Source organism: Legionella resiliens, from assembly GCF_021344005.1.
Lineage (GTDB): Bacteria > Pseudomonadota > Gammaproteobacteria > Legionellales > Legionellaceae > Legionella > Legionella resiliens.
In genome coordinates, this window is record NZ_JAJTND010000004.1 from 1,216,491 (window position 1) to 1,237,358 (window position 20,868).

The following is a 20,868-nucleotide window of genomic DNA, read 5'->3' on the forward strand; positions in this document are numbered from 1 at the left end:
GGGTTTTTTCATGTTAAAACGCGATATTTCAACGACTAACATTCTTATCGTTTCTGCAGGGGGAATGATTGGATCGGGGTGGTTGTTTAGCCCGTTTATTAGTGCGCAAATGGCGGGCAGCAATTCATTGATTTCTTGGATTATTGCTGCTGTTTTTATGATTTTTATTGCTCTGCCGCTATGTGAACTGGGTACAATGTTTCCAATTTCTGGAGGCATGTCTAATTATCCAACTTTTACCCATGGAAAAGAGGTTGGTTTTTTATTCGCGTGGACATCTTGGCTGTCTTATGTTGTTATGACCCCAATAGAAATACAAGCAATTCTGCAATATTCAAGTCATTTTTTCCCAATATTAATTGCCAAAGATTCAACAACATTCACTCTTTCAGGATATGGTTATGTTGCAGCAATGGGTATCATGCTTTTCGTCGTCATATTGAACTCTTATGGAATTAAATTGCTTGTTGAATGCAATAAATATGCAAGCATTATTAAATTCATATTACCAGGTATTGCGATTGTTTCATTGCTGCATGTCGCACCGACCATGGATAATGTCAAAATTAGTTTGTCTGATAAAGACAGTTGGGTAAATATTTTTACGGCACTTTCTGCTGGGGGTATTGCTTTTGCTTTTACTGGATTTCAAAACGGTTTGGTGCTGGCAGGAGAAGTAAAAAATCCACAACGAAATATTCCTATTGCTATTTTAGGTGCTGTGCTGATTGGATTTGTTTTGTATTTCATGTTGGAATTGAGTTTCATCGCTGCAATGCCTCAGAAGTATGTAGCTCAGGGCTGGCATGCCTTAAGTTACCCAGGAGATAGCGGGCCTTTAGTGGGCTTGACATTACTTTTAGGTCTAGGTGTAGTGGCAACATTACTGATGATTGATGCTGCTTTTTCTCCTTTTGGGACAACTCTGGTTTATACAGCGGCAACTTCCAGAATTTTATATGGAATGGCCTTAAATGATCATTTACCCAAAATCTTTTTAAAGGTAAATCGTCATAAAATTCCTTATGTAACTCTTTATGCAAACTTATTAGTTGGAATGTTATCTTTTCTTCCTTTTCCTGGATGGCAGAAGTTAGTCGCCTTTCTCTCTTCTGCTAGTATTCTTTCTTACAGTATTGGGCCCATATGTCTCTTGGCGATGCGGAAATTACAGCCATTAACCCCAAGACCTTTTAGACTTTCAGGAGCGATAGTTTGTTCGCATATCGCATTTTATTTTTGTAATTTAATGCTGTATTGGTGTGGGTTTTCAATTATATGGAAGTTGGATATTGCCTTACTTATGGGTATTCTGATTTATTGTGTTTATCATCGTAAAAACTCCTGGGATAATAGCGCGCTTTTATACTGGTTTTTATTTTATATGGTTACCGTACTTATTGTTTCCTATATAGGTGTTTTTGGGGGTATAGGTATTTTAAAGTTTCCTTTTGATCTCTTAAGTTTGCTGCCCTTGAGTATTTTTATTCTCACTTCGTCCCAACGATTACTCAGTCCCATGCGACATGAGCATGTTACCTCTATATTAGAGGAGTCGACTAAAGTTTTAGAGGATAAAATTCTTACATAAAGGTTATTTAATGATATAATTGCTCGGAATTTGGGTTTTGTTGGATTTTTTTATGTGCTTGGGATTATTTGACTTCAGAGATTTAAGCAAGCGAGTTTTTTTATTTTTAGGGATTTGCTTTCTATCAGTTTCTTTTGCAACTGAAGTGCCAATTTATGATTTTTCGATAAAATCTTATTCCCAAAATATCAATGATTATTTTCCCTCAGACAGTAACGACTATGATACTCCTCTGTTAAAGCGAGAGTATCAAGAGGAGCAACTGCAACAATTCTATAATCATTATTATTCTGATCATGGTGAAGGGCTTTCTCCTTGGAACGAGAAGATGGTAAATTCCGTTCTCCCTGTAGTTAAAAAAATTGAGCTGGAATTATTAGACGAATATGACAACCAAAATAAATCCGATGAAGAGCGTCACTTTGCGGAAAATTTTAAAGAACATGATGCAGTCTGGCTAAATCATATCAAAAACAATATGGATTTACCTGCCATTGAGGGATTAAGATTTAACGAAAGGAATCGAGCTATTGCAGTAAATAATACTTTTGCACGTGCGCTTCCGGATCATGCTCCGGACTTCTTTCACTTCACTATGCCGGGCCAAGGTTTCCCGTTCGATAATTTACAAGAATCAGTTGTTTGGGCGGGAACCCCCCTCTATGTTTTCACTGTCTCACACGATAAATCTTGGTCATTAGTACTAACCCCAGATGCTTACTTTGCCTGGGTAAAAAGTTCCGATATTGCTTATGCTTCAGGCGGATTTATTGAAGAGTGGAAGCGCACCGCTAAAAAGGGCCTTGTGGCAATCACTGAAACAGAAGCAAGCATCGTGAATCAACATCAGAATTTTCAATTTGCAGGCTATATAGGTGCAGTATTTCCACTTCTTAATCGTAATGAAAATTATATTTCTATCTTGATCCCAATAAAAAATGCACATCATCAAGCAGTGATTCAAACTGGATTTGTGAAATCGCAATCTGCAAGTCTGATGCCTCTTGAAGCCTCGAAAAAAAATATGGCTAATATTATGAAACAATTACTAAACCGTCCTTATGGATGGGGAGGGGCTTATTTTTTTAATGATTGCTCACAAGAATTAAAGAGTATATTTACTCCGTTTGGTATTTGGCTACCGCGAAATTCGGCTCAACAGGCAAAAATAGCTTCGGGTATTGATCTCACCCAAAATACAGTTGATGAACGAATCAGCGCCTTGAAAGTACAAGGACATCCCCTGATGACACTTATTTACATTGGTGGTCATGTGATGCTTTACTTAGGGAATAAGTCCATAAACAATCATGAAATGGCTGCAATGACCTATCAGAATGTTTGGGGACTTTCTCCTGAAACCAAAGATAAACGTTATATCATTGGACAATCATTGTTTTTTCCGTTGCTTAAGTATTATCCGGAAAATCCAGATGTAAGTTCGCTGGCGAATAAATCTTACTTTAAGATGATTTATCTTGATGAGCTTAGTACTAGAAGCACTACACCGGAAGCGTTTTCACGAAGCTTTATAAAACCTGATGGCCCTCATTCAATTTTATAAAATGATAAAATCTAAGTTAGCATATATTTTTTTGGTATTACTTGTCTTTTTAATTTATCGATATCTACCAATAGCTAAAAGTTCTACTGACCTTTGTATGGTTGCTCATTTACAAAATCTTCCTGATTGTTCATCCCAAGTGATTCTGGTAAATCATATAAAAGGTTTTGAAGCTGAGGTAACTGCTTGTAAAAAACATGGTCATGCATGGAAGCAAGTATGGAGCTCTTTTCCAGCAGTAGTAGGTAAGAGTGGAGTAGCTCCTTTAGGAGAGAAAAGGGAAGGTGATATGAAGACACCTGCTGGTTTATACCCTTTGGGCGATGCTTTTGGATCAGAGCCTCTAGCACTTAAAATGGATTTTAAATACATTACTGCTGATGATAAATTTATAGATGATGTATCCCATAGTGGTTATAATACCTGGGTAAAAGGAAATACAAACGCCAAAAGTTATGAAACGATGCTCATTGATGCATATAGAATAGGTGCGATAGTTAATTACAACATGAATCCTGTAATCCCCGGAGCAGGAAGTGCTATTTTTATACATTTATGGCGATCAATTCATTCTGGAACTTATGGATGCATTGCTATGGATGAACCCCATCTATTAAAACTACTTCATTGGTTGGATAAAGATAAGCATCCTTATATTCTCATATCAGGTAAGTTTTCTTAAGGAAAATAAGGCGGAATCCAGATAACTGATGTGGGTCAAAATACTTTAATTAGGGAAATTAGGGGTTGCACTTCGGTTCTGAATGGGTAAAGCTATGTTTTATGTTTCTTTTTAGGATAAATGCCGTGTGCTATTCTAATTATTTATGTTTCTTTGCCGCTCTTTTCATGAGTCAAATAGGAAGTTCTCAAACGCTTTCAGAGAAAATAGATGGGATTATTGCGCAGAAATTGCCTCATGCAACCGTTGGTATTGTCATTAAAGAAGCAGAGACAGGGAAAGTGGTTTACAGTCGAAATGCAGATAAATTACTTGCTCCAGCCAGCGGCATGAAGTTGCTTACTGCAGCAGCAGCGCTGTATCAATTAAAGCCAGACTATCGTTTTAGAACAACGCTTTCTCAAAAAGAACACGATTATTATATTCATTTTACCGGTTCACCGTCTTTTACGGTAGATAATTTAGCTTCTTTATTGCTTAATTTGAAAAAAAATAATTCGAACACGATAAAAGGAAATGTGATAATTGATAGCTCACAATACCAGGCTCCATATTATCCAAGTGGTACATCGTATGATGATTTAGGATGGTATTATGCTGCTCCAGATACAGCGGCAATATTAAATGAAAACAAAGTAGCCTATGAATTGATTAGTGCAAAAGAATTAGACAAACCTGTAACGATCACACTAAAGAAAAACCAGCCTAAAGCACTGACGCTTGTTAATGAAGTGGTCACAGTGAGTAAAGAAGAGGAAAAGGAGCATTGCAGCCTGAATCTTGAAGTGAAACCTAATAATACTATTCGCTTATATGGCTGCAAGATGCAGGATAAAAACCCCAAATTAATAGAGCTTGCTATTCCTGCTCCTTTGTTATTTGCCAAACAAGTGATCCAAAAAACTTTCGATAAAAATAGTATTATTTTGAAAGGAAAAATTATTTCAGGAGTATCGCCAACGGATACTCATTTTGTTGCCAGCTTTCAATCAAAAACGCTCAGTAAATTGATTATGCATATGCTGCAACAGTCCGATAATCTTTATGCAAACAGCCTTACTAAAAAATTAGGCTTTACTTTAACTGGAAAAGGAACTCATAAAGAAGGAGCATATGCTATTAAAAAAATATTATCTGAGCATACGCATCTGGATTTGTCGCAAATGGAAATCGTTGATGGTGAAGGAACGCGCTACAATTTGGTGACTCCAGAACAAATGGTGATTTTGCTTAATGACCTTTATCATGATAAAAATATGAAAACTATTTTCTTTAAAGCCTTACCGCAAGCAGGTGTTTCAGGAACTCTAAAGGATAGAATGAAGAAAACCATGCTCGAGAAAAAAGTTTATGCCAAAACGGGTTCAATGCATGATATCTCTTCATTATCTGGTTTTATCATTAATCCACATGACAAGACCTTCATTTTTTCCATTATTGTCAACGGAGTGAATAAACCTCTAGTAAAAGCCAAGTCACTTGAGGAAAAAATATTATTAGCTTTAGATGAATACAGTTTAGAGGCGAGCCCTAGCTAAAACCTCAATATTGTACCTTTAAGTACCTAATAAAATAGGTGTTTTAATCATATCGTTTTCTGGCTTATACTAAATTTATAGCCAAGGAAAAGAGTATGGATGAAAAGCACATATTATAAAGCTTTCACGAATTTAACTGGGATAATCTGTTTTCTTACTGGTATTTTTGATTTATTCATCAGGTATTTCAATGCTCATTTATCAGTTGAGTTTCCTGGATATATCTTTATGAGGCCGACTACGGCTTTTGGCTTTATTTTGGCAGGCTCATCATTAATTTGTTTAAATAGGAGATTTATTCAATTTAGCCGAGTCTTAAGTAGTATTCTTTTATTATTTTCCGGGGTTATTCTATGTGAGTACATTTTAAAGGTTAATCTAGGGATTGATACATTCTTTATGAAAGTCTTTTCACTGGATTCTCATAACTACCCAGGCAATATGGCATCAAGTATTGCTTTAAGTTTTATAATTATTGCTCTGTGTTTCCTCATTATTTCATTTCATTTTTCCAATTACTGGCTTTGGTTGTGTTTATTGGGTGTTTTTTTTACCTTAAGTTTAGGATTTATTGCAACTACCAATCACTTTATTGAGTTCGCAACACATTTTGGCGTTGGACGATGGATGAGGATTTCAATTTATACTTCTTTGGGTTTGATCTTTTTAAGTTTGGCAATCATTTCCTATATTAATTCAAAGAATGTAAAGCATTCATTCGTATCCCTTCCTTTAATAACAGTTTTCGTGATTTTAAACATCACTGTTTTGGGATGGCAGTTCACTAAAAAAAATCAGGAAAACTCGTTAAATATGTTATTACAGTTGAAAGTTGAAAATGTAGAGGATGTGGTTGAGTCGCATACAGCAGAGCTCGCTTCTTCATTTTCAAGAATTACTTATCGTTGGCTACATCGGCAAATTACCCCTGAAAGTGAATGGCGAGCGGATCTGATGCGCTATATTCATGATCAGCCGGGTTACAGAGCAATCGGATGGGTTGATAACAAATATACGATACGTTGGATAGTTCCCGAAGAAGGTAATGAATTCATAAAAGAATATGGGCTTTTTAATAATCCTGATCGACGTGGGGAAATGCTAAAAAGTGTAGCAAAAAACGAGTTACAAATAAGCTCCCAGTTTGATTTGGTTGAGGGAAACAAAGTGATTTTACTATTTAGCCCCATGCTGAAAGAAAACTATTTCCAGGGATTTATGGTGGGGATTCTAAATACAACGGCATTTTTAAAAGATATTTTAAAAAAAATGGATATTCAAGGATATAATTTGAGTATCTATGATACTTCCGGGCTTTTATATACCAATGCCCCTCGAGATCATAAGCTTTACAAAAGTTGGAAACACAGTATTACACTTCCCTTATATGGACAAAAGTGGAGGATCATTCTTTGGCCTTCCATTGCCCTTCAAAATCAGGTTATTACTTCCTTTTTTCCCACTATGATCTTGATCATTGGAATAGTTATGGCTCTGCTTTCTGGATTTTTAATTCATACACTGCAGTTTATAAAGGGGAACTCTGAAAAATTAAAACGAACGCAAACTGAACTCGCAAATGCACGCGAGCGTTTGCAAGGAATTATTGAAGGAAGCAGTGATTTGGTTGCCGCAATTGATTTGAATTATGATTTTATTGCATTTAATACAATGTATAAATGTGAAGTTTATCGTATTTTTAAAGTTGATTTGGAAATTGGTATGAATTTCAGATCGCTTTTACAGAAAATGAGTGTTGAAAATCAAACAAAAGTTATGTCGCTTTGGGAAAGAGCAATGAAAGGTACTGGATTCACAGTAATTGAGTCATTTAAAGACAAACGATATGAAGGGCTAGATTTTGAAATACATTACAATCCTATCCATGATTCGGAGGGCGAACTTATTGGTGTGAGCCATTTTGCAATCAATGTTCATCAACGTATTCATAATGAAAGAAAACTTGAAGAGTCTAAAGTAGAACTGGAAAATGTAGTTAAAAGTCTTGAAATTCAAAATAAAGAGCTGGAGTTATTGAAAGAGCTAATGAGTTTATTGCAATCAAGTCTTTCTATGGACGATGCGATTGAAATAATTAAAAATTACAGTAAGCGAATTTTATCAGGAACTTCGGGGATTGTTTATCTTATTTCTTCAGACAATTTAAACCTGATTAGCAGGGTACTGAGCTGGGGGGAACCGGTTTCTAATTTATTCCTTTTTATACCTAAGGATTGCCTCTCTTTACTACGACATCAATCTTATTATATTTCTGATACAACGGAAGGTGTTTTGTGTAACCATATTAAAAAAGGTGAAAAAAAACCTATAAGCTATGTCTGTTTGCCTTTATTTGCGCAAAATGAAATGCTAGGATTATTTTATGTTGAATTTGGCTTAAATACAGATAACCAACGATTGATTGCGTTGGCACAAATTATCTCCGAACAGTCTGCATTAAGTATATACAATATTAAGCTGCGTGATGTTCTAAAAACCCAATCCACTCAAGATAGTCTAACTGGTGTCTATAACCGACGCTTTTTTGAAGAGTACTTGCAAAAAGAAATTTTAAAAACTAAAAATCATCCATTCACATTTGCTCTTTTATTAATTGATATTGATTATTTTAAAAAAGTAAATGATACCTATGGCCACTTGGTAGGCGACCAGGTTCTTCTTGAGTTTGCCGCAAAAATACGTCAAATATGTCGACAAGATGATTTAATATCCCGCTGGGGTGGTGAAGAATTTATGATTTTTTTACGAATTGCTAACATGGATGCGGCCAAATCAAAAGCAGAAGCAATTCGTGAATCTATTGAAAAGTTTTCAGTTGAAATCAATCAGGAAAAACCTATTTCGGTTACCATATCAATTGGAATTGCCTTTTATCCCTATGATGGTAAAAAAATAGATGACTTAATATCAAAAGCTGATGAAGCACTTTATCAAGCAAAAAAAATGGGCCGTAATAAAGTCGTAGCAAGCTCAAGGATGCATCAAAATAAAAATCATTAATTAAATTTTGAGCATTTAATGGGATTATATGCGGTCGTTTGACATGGATCTATGACAAAATTGCGAATTCTAAGTCTTGAGTAAAAGCAAACTAGTTGCGCAACTAACTTTATTTAAAATAAATCATAAATGAGGATAAGATGGAACAACGACGTATATTGGGGTTACCCGCTAGTACTTCACTTGTTATTGGCAATATGGTTGGATCTGGAATTTTTCTTTTGCCATCTTCTCTTGCATCTTTTGGCAGTATAAGCCTGTTAGGTTGGGTAATTACCGCTTTGGGTTCTATTTTATTAGCAATCATTTTTGGTAAATTAAGTCAGCGGATGCCTTTAGTCGGAGGTCTCTATGCTTATTGTCGACATCAGTTAGGTGATTTTGCTGGATATCAAGTCAGCATTGCTTATTTACTGGGTAATATCATTGGTGACGCAGCCACTGTTGTTGCTCTATTGGCCTATCTTACTATCTTTTGGCCGGCAATTCAGGCTAATCATTTTTTAGCATTTCTAGTTGGGAGCGCAATTATTTGGTGCATAGCTTTACTTAATATTATTGGTATAAAGGAAGTCAAGATTGTTCAGGTTGCCACCACAATTATTAAATTAGTTCCTATTGTGCTTGTTTCAATTGCAGGTTTATTTCATGTGCAAGTCGCTAATCTTTCTGATTTTAATGTTTCAGGACAGTCTAATATTACTACATTAGCTAATGTTGCTATGTTAACTTTTTTTGCTTTTGCAGGATTGGAGTCAGCTACAATTCCTGCAGAAAATGTTAAAAACCCAGAAAGAACTATTTATCGGGCTACCGTGCTAGGAACTTTTATTACTGCACTTATTTACATATTAAGTACAATAGCAATTATGGGGATGTTTTCGTCGAAATTTTTAGTGAATAACCCAGCCCCTTTTGCTGCAGCAGGTAGGGTGATTTTTGGTGAGTTAACAAATCAAATCTTTGCTTTAGCAGCTATTATTTCCTGTTTATGTACAATTATTGGTTTTTTATTCATTACAAGTCAGGCCGCTATGGCGACAGCAAGAGATGGGTTATTACCAAGTTTTCTTGCAAAATTATCGCGATATCAGACGCCTTATTGGTCAATTATTATTTCATCGTTAATTATGACGATTTTATTGGGAATGAACTACTCCAAACTGCTGACTTCTCAGTTTACCTTGCTTGTCACCTTGTCTAATCTATGTATTTTAGTCCCCTATCTTTACACTACCGTTGCTGCTATGGTGTCCTTTCGCCAATTTAAAAAAACGGATACAAAGAGTGACTTTATCAAAGCGATGGTTATTTTTATTTTAGCTTGTGTTTATGTTTTATTTGCTATTATAGGCTCAGGTCAAGAGGTTATTTTTTATGGTATTGTCTTATTATTCATTCTAACACCTTTCTATTCATTCATGGCAGCTCCCTTTAAGAAACCAAAATACAAGGTGCAAAATGACTAAAAATTGATCAATTCAATGCCGCTTGATATAATAAATGAATATTTATGTCATGGTTAATGAGAAAAAATATGCCGCACCCCTATATTCGTAAAGCTGAACCCGATGATTATGAGGCGATATGGAAAATATGGATGCAAGATCACGTTATCCAATGGATGTCCTTCACCAAGCAGACCCAAGAAGAGTTTAGGTCGCATTATGCGCATATGGCAAAAACGAGCGATATCTATGTGCTTATTGATAAAATCGATGATGTAGAGAAAATTGTTGGAGTAAGACGAATTAAGTTTGGTAAAAATCAGCATCAACATATCGCAGAATATTGCTCAATGGGCATTGACAAGGATTATCAGGGCAAAGGATATGCAAAATTCTTTTATCAGGAATTTGAAAAAATCGTGCGTTTAGCAGGTATTAAAAGAATACAGTTGACTCAAAGTGGTGGAAATTTAGCAGCTTTTCATATAGCAGACAAAGATTTTTCTGAGGAAGCTGTTTTTCCTGATTGGTTGCAGCGGCGCAATAACGAGGGGAATTTTTATCTCATTGAGCGCTATATTTGTCGTTTTTTGGATGATGAATTAGTTAAAGCCGCTTCTAAATTACCAAGCTTAAAATATGAGGAAGTTATTCCACCATTGCAGTCGGCAAATAACAACGCTATTACAGTTAAACGGGTGAACAGTCAATATACTGCCTATTTTCAAGAAAAACCCTTACTAACTCTTGATGTTGAACCGGATAACTCTGTAATTCGACACATTGGCTTCATGTCAATCCAGCTCCATATGCCGGAACATCAGGCAGAAGCTACTCAAGCTTTGCAAAAAATTCTCACAGATATTCTGCAAGAAAATCGTGTAAAAAAAGTAGAGCTATTTACGGCTGAACCTGCGGTAGCTGAATTATGTCAAAACACTGGTTTTTTTGTTCGTGGCGAAACAATCGCTTCATATTATGATGATAAAGAAGGGTTTAAAAATGAATTAGGGGTAGAATATAGCTTCTTTAATATTACTGATGCTCAAAGTTTAATAACAGCCAAAATTGCCAATACAGAAAAAAGGGAAAGAGTATCTTCTGCGCTTTTCAATTGCTCTGTAAAAATTAATGAATTAATCAAGAGCAAAACTTGTGATACTTTAGGTGCACGTTTTCTTGAAAATTTAATTTACCAAATGGTTCGTGATGGTTTGGGGCCAAACAGAGTTTTTTCGCTGGACGACAAACGATGGTTGCCCTTAATCAAGGAAACACCATGTATTTTGCAGGACGATTTAAGTCGTCTTCTGAATCGTTTGCAAGATACAGGGGCTACTTTTTTTAAATCTAACGTAGAAGAGAATACCTCCATCAATCTTATAACTAAAATAAATAGTTTTAACGAATGATAATGCAAATCCAATACCCTATATTATTCAGATTTTAAGGGGATAACTCAGAATTAACATTTGTGGTGGTTAAGTATTTATCCGCGATCCGCTGGATGCGTGCATGAAGCAGGGCAAGTAGACAAAAATAGATGTGCTTACTCCGTATGTTCTTCTCCGTCTTGTCATTGCTAAAAAAATCTGGATAATCGCTAATTATTTTGATGAGTAGAAGTAATGAATACTGAAAAATTATTTTCCTATGGCACGTTACGTTATGATGCAGTGCAGCTGAGTAATTTTGGACGAAAATTACATGGAACAGCAGATGTTCTTCCCGGATTCGGCATGTCTAAAATAAAAATTAAAGATGTGGATGTGATTGCTACAAGCGGTGAAGAGGAACACCCCATTATTACATATACTGGAAAATTTACAGACAGCATAGAAGGGATGGTATTTGATGTGAGTATCGAAGAGTTAAAGAAAGCAGATTCTTACGAGGTTGAAGATTATAAACGAGTCAAAGTAAAGTTAGCTTCAGGTGTATTTGCCTGGGTATATGTTCATGCTGAAAGCGTAGAAATCATTGAGGGTTCATTAAGCCTCAATTAAGGCTTAATGAACCCTTTTTTAATGAACTGCACGATATTCATCTTTAACCCACCTCATCAAAAATGCACCGATGATTTGGTATAAAGGTAAAACAGCCAAGCCAATATGATAACTAAATAGAGAAAAATCGTGAGAGACATCTACATTACTAAATGTATCGAGAAGTTTCCCTATTGCAGGTTCAGTAATTGCATCCAGGAAGGCGTCACTTGCATTGATTAAAGAGGTTACTGTACCAGCCAGATATAATGGATTGGATTCTTTCCCGATTACAAAAACTATTGGAAATGCTCCCAAACTAAAACCAAATAGAAAAAGTAATACGCTCAATAGCCAAATGGGCATGGGGTGGGCATAAATGACCAAACTAATAGATAAAGCAGAAATTATTGTGCTGTAAAATATAAACGCACAGCGATTTTGTATGCGATTAATAAATAAAGCAAATACGGGGCATGCAATTGCCAGTCCCACAAATACTAAAGAAATAAGAGATGGGGCAACTAATTTATCTAAATGATACGCTTTTTGTAAAAAGGGATTCCCCCATAAACCACAAAAAATAACTATGGGAGAAAATGCCAAACCACTATATCCTGTTAACAACCAGTTTTGTTTATTTTTTACAATTAATAAAATATCTTGCCATAAATGTGGGTTTTTAGAAGCATGCCGAGTATTGGATTCTAAAGACTCAATGGAGAAAGAAGGTTTGTCTTTAACAATAAAAAAGAACAAGAAGGCCAGTATGATACCCATCCAGGCCATATAAACTAAACTGGTCCTCCATCCTACCTGACTAATCAACCATGCGAGCGGCATTTGTCCAAAAATTGCTCCGACCATTGCGGCCGTAACAAGTAATGAGGTTAGTAGTGCATAATGTTTTTTGGGAAACCATACTGCCGCTAATTTGAAATAGGCGATGGAAGCAAAAGAAACGCCAACCCCGGTCAAGGTACGCCCCCAAATAGCGGTGTTTAATTCCTGAGCCTGAGAAAAAATATAAATTCCAAAGGCACAACAAAAAATTGCTCCTGTGGTAACCCATCGTGTGCCGTAGCGATCGAGAACGATTCCTACAAATAAAGGTACGATGAGATAAGTCCAGAAATAAGCTCCGGATAAAACACCAAGACCTAATCCCTGTAGATTAAATGTATCCATCAATTGTTGAGGCATTACACTTGGAAAATTTTGGAGGATGTACTTATAAAATAAAAATGCAGCGCATAAACTAATGATAAAAAGAGCGCGGTAGGTTATTGTTTTTTGTTGCTGCGATGCGTCTGCATCAAGTGCATTTCCCATGGTGAATCTCCTCAATATTGTTAAATCGTATCACTTGATTATTCGGCCTTCTCCCTAGAGAAGCTGAACAATCAAAGACGCGACTCTAGGGCGAGGAGAGGAACACCACGACCACCACTACAACTGAAACGATAGAAACAATAGCACGCACCAACCCAGCAGAGCTGCTTAAAAAAATTGGATGTCTCGAGTTATTGTTCATATATATTGCAGAGTGAGAGATAAATTGTTAATTATCCTGATGATACCAATTAGTATTAATTCGTGTCAAATAAATTATCAAAAAAGAAGGGAGTAACCACTGACAAAGTAAGAATGTATTGGTTGATTGAGATTACAACATAAGAATAAATGAATGGTATCCGAGACATCAATGCCTCGGATTAATCTGAACATGGTGGACTCAACTGGGATTACTTTTTATATTTTAACTTTGAATCTTCTTCTGGCACTGGAATATCAGGCATTAGCATTCTGAATTTGTTGAACCAACTATATCTTCTCTCTGGAGCCATAATTTCACCAGGTCTGACTTCATTGATTAGTTCTTCTAATGCACCTTTTCTCTCCGGTGGAACTACTGCCTCAAGTTCATGACGCGCGTTGAGAATATCTTGTGGACGTGGAGCCGGAGCCTGAGATGGTACTAAACGCTCTAACATGAGTGAATAACTGCTTTTGGGTTGTGGTTTTGGCGTCATGCTAAAGGGTGTTTTTTCTGGCAGAAGTTGCAATTTAGTTGTTTGAACTTGATCTATGCGATTCAGCAACGCTTGTGCACGACTTTGGCAAGAGTGTGTTCGTTCTCTAATTGATTCTACATCACGTTTCATTTGATCGTTGTAGAAAAAGTTAACGGTACAAATATTAGATCGCGACTGCTCATAGTTTAGCTTTGCTTGCAACCAGTCATCTTCACTTAATTGGCGTTCAGGAGTTATATCTTCCGAAAAATAGGCATATGAATCTCCATACCGTCGAAAACGAGACATATGACGCGGATCTATAATGTGTTCCGCCTCACTGAAATCGTAAACCTGCCTCCCCTCTGGGTTAAGAAGAATTTTTTCATTTCTCAAAACTTGCAGCGCTTGGGAAAAGCCGCGTTCTTGTAATCTTAAAGCTTCTATTTCACGTGCATGGTATGTGGGTGATTCATGTATCTGTTCCGGTTCATTTAATCGAACCCTGACCCGCTCAAGTAATTGTTGGAATAATTGTTCAGAAGTCTGAGGAGGCTGCTGGAGTTGAGTTTGATGAAAGGAAAGCCGATCTTCCAACATGCGAATTCTTCTATCAATACGTTCTTTAGTCAGCTGTACTTCTGTGGTATCACGTGAAGTGGGAGGAATTAGTGCTGTTTGCTGTACTCTAAGAGCGGCAAGTTGTGTTGTCAAGCTTGCTATTTGTTGATTTGCATGGGCAACATAGTGAGTCATTGGCTGATTATTGAATAGAGGTACTAGCAGATAGGCGTTAAGCTGATCCAGATCGTCCGTGAGATAAGCATGATTTTCTTCCATTAACAACACTTCTTCTTCAAGGGCTTCTAACTCTGCTTCTACTTCAAGTAAGTCTTCTTCTAATTTTCTTAGCTCTTTATCAAGCTCTTGAATCTTATTGGCACGTATGTTGGCGTCAACCATATTCGTAGCAATGGAGTTGTTGCCTTTTTTCCCTTCGGCTCTTGCTTCCTTAAGCTTTTGATCGATTTGTTGTTGTGTTTGTTCGCTCACATGTTCTGTTTGTGCTTTACTCTTAGCAATTAATGACATAAGAAGGAAAAGTAAACTTTGCTGACGGAGCAGTTCTTCTGCATTTTTTTCCCTGATAAATTGAATTTGTGCCTCTTCTTTCATGATTTCTTGAGCGATCATATTTATGGTTTCGTTACCGCCAGCTGTTTTAAGAAATTCAAGTACCTGGGCGGCATCTTTTAGTCCAAAACGAGCAAGAAATTGAGCTGCTAAAGAAGAAGTTGTTTCTGTAGTGGACCTATTGCCTTTTTCTATGTTTGCAAACCATTGTTCAAGCTGGCTTGAAGTCAACGCCATTGGGGAAGATTGAGTGGGTGAGGATGTAGTTGCCACGAGGAACTCCAGTATATAAGCCTGTTCAAATTATAAACTTTTTTGAACTTAAAGTAAAGCACTTGCTTTAGTAATAACCAGAGAAATCAAGATGTTAATTTATTGATACATAATTAGCGAAAGCTGGTTGCATTTTCCAGCGATTTTTCTATATCCCTTTGAAAAAGAAGTTTCTTCCATAAAATAGATAAGAGAGTAATAAACACCAAACACCCAATAATTAATGAATCATACTGAAGTAGTGATCCATATTTTAATGAAGCAGGGGGGGTAAAACTTACTGTAAGCGAAATGATGATCCCAATAAAACCCATAATAGAAAATAAAATAATGAACTTATAAAACTGCTTTTTTTCTTTCCATGCTAAACGTATTGCCCCTGCAAACAGGAGTCCATACATAAATAAATACATTTGTGTGGCCAGAGTAATCATGAACCAATAGGAGGTATTAATACTGGGAAATAGCAAAAAAAAAGTACTAATAAGGGATACACCACATGCTTGCATAACCAGGAATTTAGTAGAAGATTGATTTGTTGAGTTATCGAGTTCATTGCTCGCAAATAAAAGACCTTTAAGGGGCGCAATAAGCCAGTTATTCGCGCAACCAATACACCCGAGAACGATTAAGAAATTGACAACCAAACTCAGTTTTGCAAATTGGATTTGGGTAAAAAAAACTTGAAATAACTCAGGTATGCCGCTAATAAAATTCAGTTGCTGCGGGGAAAGCAATAACGCTAAAGTTAATGAGCCAAAAAGCATTGTAACAAAAATAATAATCACCGAGATTGCAATGGCTTTAGGCAAAGCACCGGGTTTGCAATCTTGAGCATGAACACAAGCAATTTCAATACCGCAAAAAGAAAGAATGATTGCGGTTAAAGAAGCCCATGAATCTTGATGAGAAGGTGTGATAAGTTTTAGGGATTGAGGATGGTAAATGATCCAAATAAGTCCTATACCCAAAATTAAAAGGAATGGAAGTAAAAGTCCAACTATGGAGCAAAAAACTGTTAATCGATTGGATAAATGAAGTCCTTTTATGTTAATCCAAGTTAAGCACCAAATAAGAAGATTGATCATAATAAAAAGAAGCGTTTTATTTCCAATAAGACTGGGGTCAATGCAAAACAAAAATGTCCCTGCTATAAAGCTGAAAAATGTAGGGTAAATAAGAATGTTTTGCATCCATTGAAACCAAATGGCGATAAAGCCCGGTTTTCTGCCCAGACTATTTTTTACCCACCCATAAATTCCTTCATGAGACTTAGAGGAAAACCATCCTGAAACAATGGCACTGGGTAATAAAAAGAAAAAAAATGCCAGACCAAAATACCAAAAAATTTCTGTGCCAACTAATGCTGCAGCAGGCAAATTACGAATGCTGTCTACTGAGCCGACAGTCATTAGGGTCAAACTAAAAATGGTCAGCTTTTTATTCATTAGAATCTCAATGATAAACAGCTTAAACCACCATCAATTTTACGAAACTCACTCACATCTACGAGGCTAATTTGAAAACCTGAACTCCGAACCATTTCTATGGATCGAGGGAAACCTTGAGGCATAATGACGCTGTTATTAACTCTAATGCAATTGGCTGCATAAGCTTCACTTTCCTCAACAATTAATTGTTCATATGAGGTAAAAGCAGAATGATTCACTAATTCACCATGGACCAGCAAGCATCCATTACCCAGATAGGAAATTCCTGTTTTTAAATGCAGAAATTTTTTAAGTTCTACGAATGTACTTTTATAGCCATACTGAGTCAGCAAGGCAGACAGTTGGCTTGCCCCCTCTCTGTTGGTACGTTGTGAAATACCTATATAAAAATGATCTTCAACTTGCAAGACATCTCCTGCTTCCAATGTTCCAGGAGCTTCTATTATATGGATTCGTTCTTTATAAAAGGTTTGGATACATGGTTCAATTAGATTAACCTCTCCTTGTCTTGATAGGGCTCCAGGGCGCGTAAGCAGTGCGAATCGATCTGTAAGAAGTGCAGCATCTTCAACAAAACATGAATCAGGGAACGTATCTGCTACAGGTAAAACAGTTACTTCTAGACCACACTGGATCAATGTATTAATGTAATGTTGATGTTGGTTCAGAGCTTTTGAATAGTCAGGTTGACCTAACTCCGTTGTAGAGGTTAACCCATGAATCAAATTAGGTGATGGTTTTCGCACTATTGCTTGTTGAAACATAATAATTCCCTTTAATAAAAAATAGAGAGCACTGCATTTGGATAGTCCCAAATCTTATCAATCAAATCAAGAAATATGTCTGTTTTTTAAGTCGAATGATATTTTGATTGAAGGGCGCTACACTCTGCTTCAACCTACATCGATTCTATTCATTCCTTAGCCAGAACTCGTTTTAGAGCGTAATAACTGCTGCTCCAGTAAACCGTCCGTGACGTAGATCTGCAAGTGCTTGATTCACTTCAGCTAATGGATACGTATGAACTTCCGTTTTAACGGGGATTTTCGGAGCTAATGACAAAAACTCTTCGCCATCCTTTCTGGTAAGGTTCGCGACAGAACATAGAGTTCGCTCCCCCCAAAGAATACTATAAGGAAAACTAGGGATGTCGCTCATATGGATTCCAGCGCAGACTACGACTCCACCTTTGATTGTGTTACGAAGAGCAAGAGGAACAAGAGCCCCTACAGGAGCAAAAATGATTGCGGCATCCAGTAAATTTGGCGAGGGCTTATCTGAGTCACCTGCCCAAGTTGCACCTAATTTGTAAGCAAATTCCTGGGCTTGTCTGTCTCCTGGACTGGTAAAGGCATATATCTTTCGATCTTGTTTTTGTGCTACCTGAATAAGAATATGAGCTGCTGCGCCAAAACCATATAATCCCAAATGTTTGGCCTTGTTTGTTTTCATTAAAGCGCGATACCCAATTAATCCAGCACAGAAAAGAGGGGCGGCTTGATCGTCGGAATAACCATCGGGTATAGGAAAACAAAATTGGTGGTTTGCCACACAATATTCTGCAAATCCGCCATCAATTTGATAACCCGTAAAACGAGCCTCATCACATAAGTTTTCACGCCCTGATAAACAAAATGCACATTTTTGACAACTTCCACCTAACCAGGGAACTCCGATTCGCTGTCCAATTGCAAACTGACTGACTGAAGCACCAACTTTTTCAATGATGCCTACGATTTGATGACCGGGAATAAGAGGTAGTTTGGGATTATTTAGTTCTCCATCGACAACGTGAAGATCCGTTCGACAAATACCGCAGGTTCGCACTTTAATGAGCACTTCATTTTCTTTGGGTTCAGGTTTTTTTACTTCCTTATAGATTAAATTTTGTCCTGATTTTTCCATAACCATAGCATGCATCATAATCATCTCTTCCTTAAATCATTTTGAACAATAAAATAAAATTATATTGATTATAATGTAGACTAAATATTGGAAATGATTTGACTTGACAATTTACTTTTGTATATCAAACTATACGTTGGTGTATTTTCAAATTTTATTAATGGATAAAAATTACATTCGACGGAGCATACCATGAATACGCTACTAAAATGGAAAAAAGGAAGCCCTTTTTTAATCGAAAATCCCCATAATCCTTTTTTAAATCTTCAACAGGAAATTGATAAAGCATTTCATGATTTTTATGATGTGTTTGCGTCAAATAAGAATTTATCACAATTTGAGAGTCTGAATCTTATGCCGTCAATGGATGTTGTTGAGGATAAGGATCATTTTACCATTCAAATGGAAATGCCCGGTATGGATGAAAAAGACATAAAAGTGTCTTTTAGCGGGAATGTACTTACGATTACAGGTGAAAAATCTACTTCTAAAAAAAATGAAAATAAAAAATATATTTCTCGAGAAATTGGTTATGGTAAATATGAACGCTCGGTCTCATTACCTTCTACAGTAGATATTGATAAGACTAAGGCTACTTTCAAAAAAGGAATGCTTTGGATTGATCTGCCTAAAAAAGCAGAAGCTAAGGGAAAATCTCGAGACATAAAAATCGAACATATAAAATAAATCTGTAAATTGTGCCTCAAGCCAAATATGAGGCACGCTCCTTTCATTTAAATGCAATAATTTTTTTAAATTGTTGCATCAACTTTTACATAGTGCAGGCAAACAGATGAGCTATATTGAAAATCATGTCTTTGACGAGCTTAAAATCGGCAAATCAGCGCAACTCATACGCACATTAACCCTAGAAGATATTGAGCTTTTTGCTATCGTGTCAGGGGATGTGAACCCGGAACATGTTGATGCAGAATATGCTAAAAGTCACATGTTTCATAAAATTATTGCTCATGGAATGTGGGGGGCATCACTTTTATCTACTGTTTTAGGAACTGAACTACCTGGGCCTGGAACCATTTATTTAGATCAAACTTTAAAATTTGAACATCCAGTGAGTCCTGGCGATACAATTACCGTAACACTGGAAGTGGTGAAGAAAATACCAAAAAACAATATTGTTGAGCTTGATTGTAAGTGTGTCAATCAATTGGGAAAAATAGTGATTCGTGGCCTTGCAACAGTTATTGCACCAACAATTAAAATAAAGAGAAAACGTATCGAGCTATCCACAGTAGAGCTGAAACCAAGACGGGAGCATTGGTATCATCGCTTAATTAATGCAAAAAACTCACTAAAACCCCTTAAAACAGCTGTAGTACATCCTGTAGATGTATTGTCACTTAAAGGTGCAATTGCTTCTGCCGAAGAGGGTTTAATTATTCCTGTTCTTATTGGTCCGAAGCAAAAGATTCTTGATGCTGCAAAAGAAGCCAATATTGATATTTCGTCATATGAACTCATTGCAACAGAACACAGCACTGAAGCAGCAGAAAAAGCAGTAAAATTGGCTATAACACAAAAAGTTGAGGCGATAATGAAAGGCAAACTTCATACCGAAGAATTGATGAAGCCAATTGTCGCCAAGGAAAATGGTTTGCGCACTGGGCGCCGTATGAGCCATGTATTCTCTCTCGAAGTACCGAATTATCCAAAGCCTATTTTTTTAACCGATGCGGCAATCAATCTATTCCCCAATCTCAGTGAGAAGCGTGACATAGTGCAAAATGCAATTGATCTTTTCCATGCACTCGAATTAGGTACTCCTAATGTTGCAATTCTTTCAGCAGTGGAAACTGTAAATGAAAAAATTCCATCTACACTTGATGCTACTGCTCTATGTAAAATGGCGGAGCGTGGTCAGATAACTGGGGGTATCTTAGATGGTCCATTAGCATTTGATAATGCTATTTCTATGGATTCAGCACGTGAAAAAGGTATTTTTTCACCAGTTGCTGGTAATGCGGACATTTTAGTAGTCCCTGATGTTGAGTCAGGTAATATGCTTTACAAACAAATGACTTATTTATCCCATATTGAAGCTGCTGGTATGGTATTAGGAGCCCATGTTCCTATTATTCTGACCAGCCGAGGCAGTGATGAATTATCGCGTAAAGCATCATGTGTTATGGCTTTATTATACGTACGAAGAAAAAAATAATAAAAATGAATCAATTTTTCAAACATTCTTAAAACAGAGTTTTTGAGGCTTATTAAGACAAATGAATAATATTTTAAACTTA

15 protein-coding genes are annotated in these 20,868 nt (G+C 36.5%); 10 read left to right on the forward strand and 5 right to left on the reverse strand.

Annotated features, from left to right (window positions below):
• Positions 1-10: 10 nt before the first annotated feature.
• The 8 genes from LXO92_RS10825 (at position 11) to LXO92_RS10860 (ending at position 11,850) form a co-directional block, all read left to right on the forward strand.
• Positions 11-1,591, forward strand: a complete 1,581-nt coding sequence (locus LXO92_RS10825; protein ID WP_182349605.1) for an APC family permease — start codon at positions 11-13, stop codon at positions 1,589-1,591.
• Positions 1,592-1,643: 52 nt separating this feature from the next.
• Positions 1,644-3,155: an SH3 domain-containing protein gene (locus tag LXO92_RS10830; protein WP_232890964.1), complete on the forward strand. Its 1,512-nt coding sequence runs from the start codon at positions 1,644-1,646 to the stop codon at positions 3,153-3,155.
• Positions 3,156-3,252: 97 nt separating this feature from the next.
• The gene (locus LXO92_RS10835) at positions 3,253-3,837 is read left to right on the forward strand and encodes a L,D-transpeptidase family protein (protein ID WP_232890965.1); all 585 of its coding nucleotides are present in this window, start codon (positions 3,253-3,255) and stop codon (positions 3,835-3,837) included.
• Positions 3,838-4,004: 167 nt separating this feature from the next.
• Positions 4,005-5,375, forward strand: a complete 1,371-nt coding sequence (gene dacB, locus LXO92_RS10840; protein WP_233291540.1) for a D-alanyl-D-alanine carboxypeptidase/D-alanyl-D-alanine endopeptidase — start codon at positions 4,005-4,007, stop codon at positions 5,373-5,375.
• Between the two features lie 99 nt (positions 5,376-5,474).
• Entirely contained in the window at positions 5,475-8,396 is a 2,922-nt protein-coding gene (locus tag LXO92_RS10845; protein WP_232890967.1) for a diguanylate cyclase, read from the forward strand.
• A gap of 140 nt (positions 8,397-8,536) precedes the next feature.
• Complete coding sequence (locus LXO92_RS10850; protein ID WP_182349609.1) at positions 8,537-9,865, forward strand: amino acid permease; 1,329 nt, start codon at positions 8,537-8,539, stop codon at positions 9,863-9,865.
• A 131-nt stretch (positions 9,866-9,996) separates the two neighbouring features.
• Positions 9,997-11,256 (forward strand): GNAT family N-acetyltransferase, encoded by a 1,260-nt coding sequence (locus tag LXO92_RS10855; RefSeq protein WP_232891097.1) that lies wholly within the window; start codon positions 9,997-9,999, stop codon positions 11,254-11,256.
• 216 nt (positions 11,257-11,472) lie between these two features.
• Complete coding sequence (locus tag LXO92_RS10860) at positions 11,473-11,850, forward strand: gamma-glutamylcyclotransferase family protein (protein ID WP_182349611.1); 378 nt, start codon at positions 11,473-11,475, stop codon at positions 11,848-11,850.
• 18 nt (positions 11,851-11,868) lie between these two features.
• Here the strand turns inward: LXO92_RS10860 and LXO92_RS10865 are convergent, their stop codons facing one another.
• The 5 genes from LXO92_RS10865 to LXO92_RS10885 form a co-directional block, all read right to left on the reverse strand.
• Positions 11,869-13,161 (reverse strand): MFS transporter, encoded by a 1,293-nt coding sequence (locus LXO92_RS10865; protein ID WP_232890968.1) that lies wholly within the window; start codon positions 13,159-13,161, stop codon positions 11,869-11,871.
• Between the two features lie 413 nt (positions 13,162-13,574).
• A complete protein-coding gene (locus LXO92_RS17215; RefSeq protein WP_182349613.1) occupies positions 13,575-15,251 on the reverse strand; it encodes a hypothetical protein in 1,677 nt (558 codons plus the stop codon).
• A 113-nt stretch (positions 15,252-15,364) separates the two neighbouring features.
• Positions 15,365-16,699 (reverse strand): APC family permease, encoded by a 1,335-nt coding sequence (locus tag LXO92_RS10875; protein ID WP_182349614.1) that lies wholly within the window; start codon positions 16,697-16,699, stop codon positions 15,365-15,367.
• Complete coding sequence (locus LXO92_RS10880; protein WP_232890969.1) at positions 16,699-17,466, reverse strand: dimethylarginine dimethylaminohydrolase family protein; 768 nt, start codon at positions 17,464-17,466, stop codon at positions 16,699-16,701. Before LXO92_RS10880 ends, LXO92_RS10875 begins: the two co-directional genes overlap by 1 nt.
• Positions 17,467-17,638: 172 nt before the next feature.
• Positions 17,639-18,622: a zinc-dependent alcohol dehydrogenase family protein gene (locus LXO92_RS10885; RefSeq protein WP_182352812.1), complete on the reverse strand. Its 984-nt coding sequence runs from the start codon at positions 18,620-18,622 to the stop codon at positions 17,639-17,641.
• Between the two features lie 177 nt (positions 18,623-18,799).
• On the opposite strand from LXO92_RS10885, the gene LXO92_RS10890 reads away from it, so the two are divergent.
• Entirely contained in the window at positions 18,800-19,294 is a 495-nt protein-coding gene (locus LXO92_RS10890) for an Hsp20/alpha crystallin family protein (RefSeq protein WP_182349616.1), read from the forward strand.
• A gap of 106 nt (positions 19,295-19,400) precedes the next feature.
• A complete protein-coding gene (locus tag LXO92_RS10895) occupies positions 19,401-20,786 on the forward strand; it encodes a bifunctional enoyl-CoA hydratase/phosphate acetyltransferase (protein ID WP_182349617.1) in 1,386 nt (461 codons plus the stop codon).
• Positions 20,787-20,868 lie beyond the last annotated feature (82 nt).

Coding starts and splice junctions, on each gene's coding strand:
- LXO92_RS10825 (WP_182349605.1), top strand. CDS start 11: ATGTTAAAACGCGATATTTCAACGACTAACATTCTTATCGTTTCTGCA.
- LXO92_RS10830 (WP_232890964.1), top strand. CDS start 1,644: ATGTGCTTGGGATTATTTGACTTCAGAGATTTAAGCAAGCGAGTTTTT.
- LXO92_RS10835 (WP_232890965.1), top strand. CDS start 3,253: ATGGTTGCTCATTTACAAAATCTTCCTGATTGTTCATCCCAAGTGATT.
- dacB (WP_233291540.1), top strand. CDS start 4,005: ATGAGTCAAATAGGAAGTTCTCAAACGCTTTCAGAGAAAATAGATGGG.
- LXO92_RS10845 (WP_232890967.1), top strand. CDS start 5,475: ATGAAAAGCACATATTATAAAGCTTTCACGAATTTAACTGGGATAATC.
- LXO92_RS10850 (WP_182349609.1), top strand. CDS start 8,537: ATGGAACAACGACGTATATTGGGGTTACCCGCTAGTACTTCACTTGTT.
- LXO92_RS10855 (WP_232891097.1), top strand. CDS start 9,997: ATGCAAGATCACGTTATCCAATGGATGTCCTTCACCAAGCAGACCCAA.
- LXO92_RS10860 (WP_182349611.1), top strand. CDS start 11,473: ATGAATACTGAAAAATTATTTTCCTATGGCACGTTACGTTATGATGCA.
- LXO92_RS10865 (WP_232890968.1), bottom strand. CDS start 13,161: ATGGGAAATGCACTTGATGCAGACGCATCGCAGCAACAAAAAACAATA.
- LXO92_RS10875 (WP_182349614.1), bottom strand. CDS start 16,699: ATGAATAAAAAGCTGACCATTTTTAGTTTGACCCTAATGACTGTCGGC.
- LXO92_RS10880 (WP_232890969.1), bottom strand. CDS start 17,466: ATGTTTCAACAAGCAATAGTGCGAAAACCATCACCTAATTTGATTCAT.
- LXO92_RS10885 (WP_182352812.1), bottom strand. CDS start 18,622: ATGCATGCTATGGTTATGGAAAAATCAGGACAAAATTTAATCTATAAG.
- LXO92_RS10890 (WP_182349616.1), top strand. CDS start 18,800: ATGAATACGCTACTAAAATGGAAAAAAGGAAGCCCTTTTTTAATCGAA.
- LXO92_RS10895 (WP_182349617.1), top strand. CDS start 19,401: ATGAGCTATATTGAAAATCATGTCTTTGACGAGCTTAAAATCGGCAAA.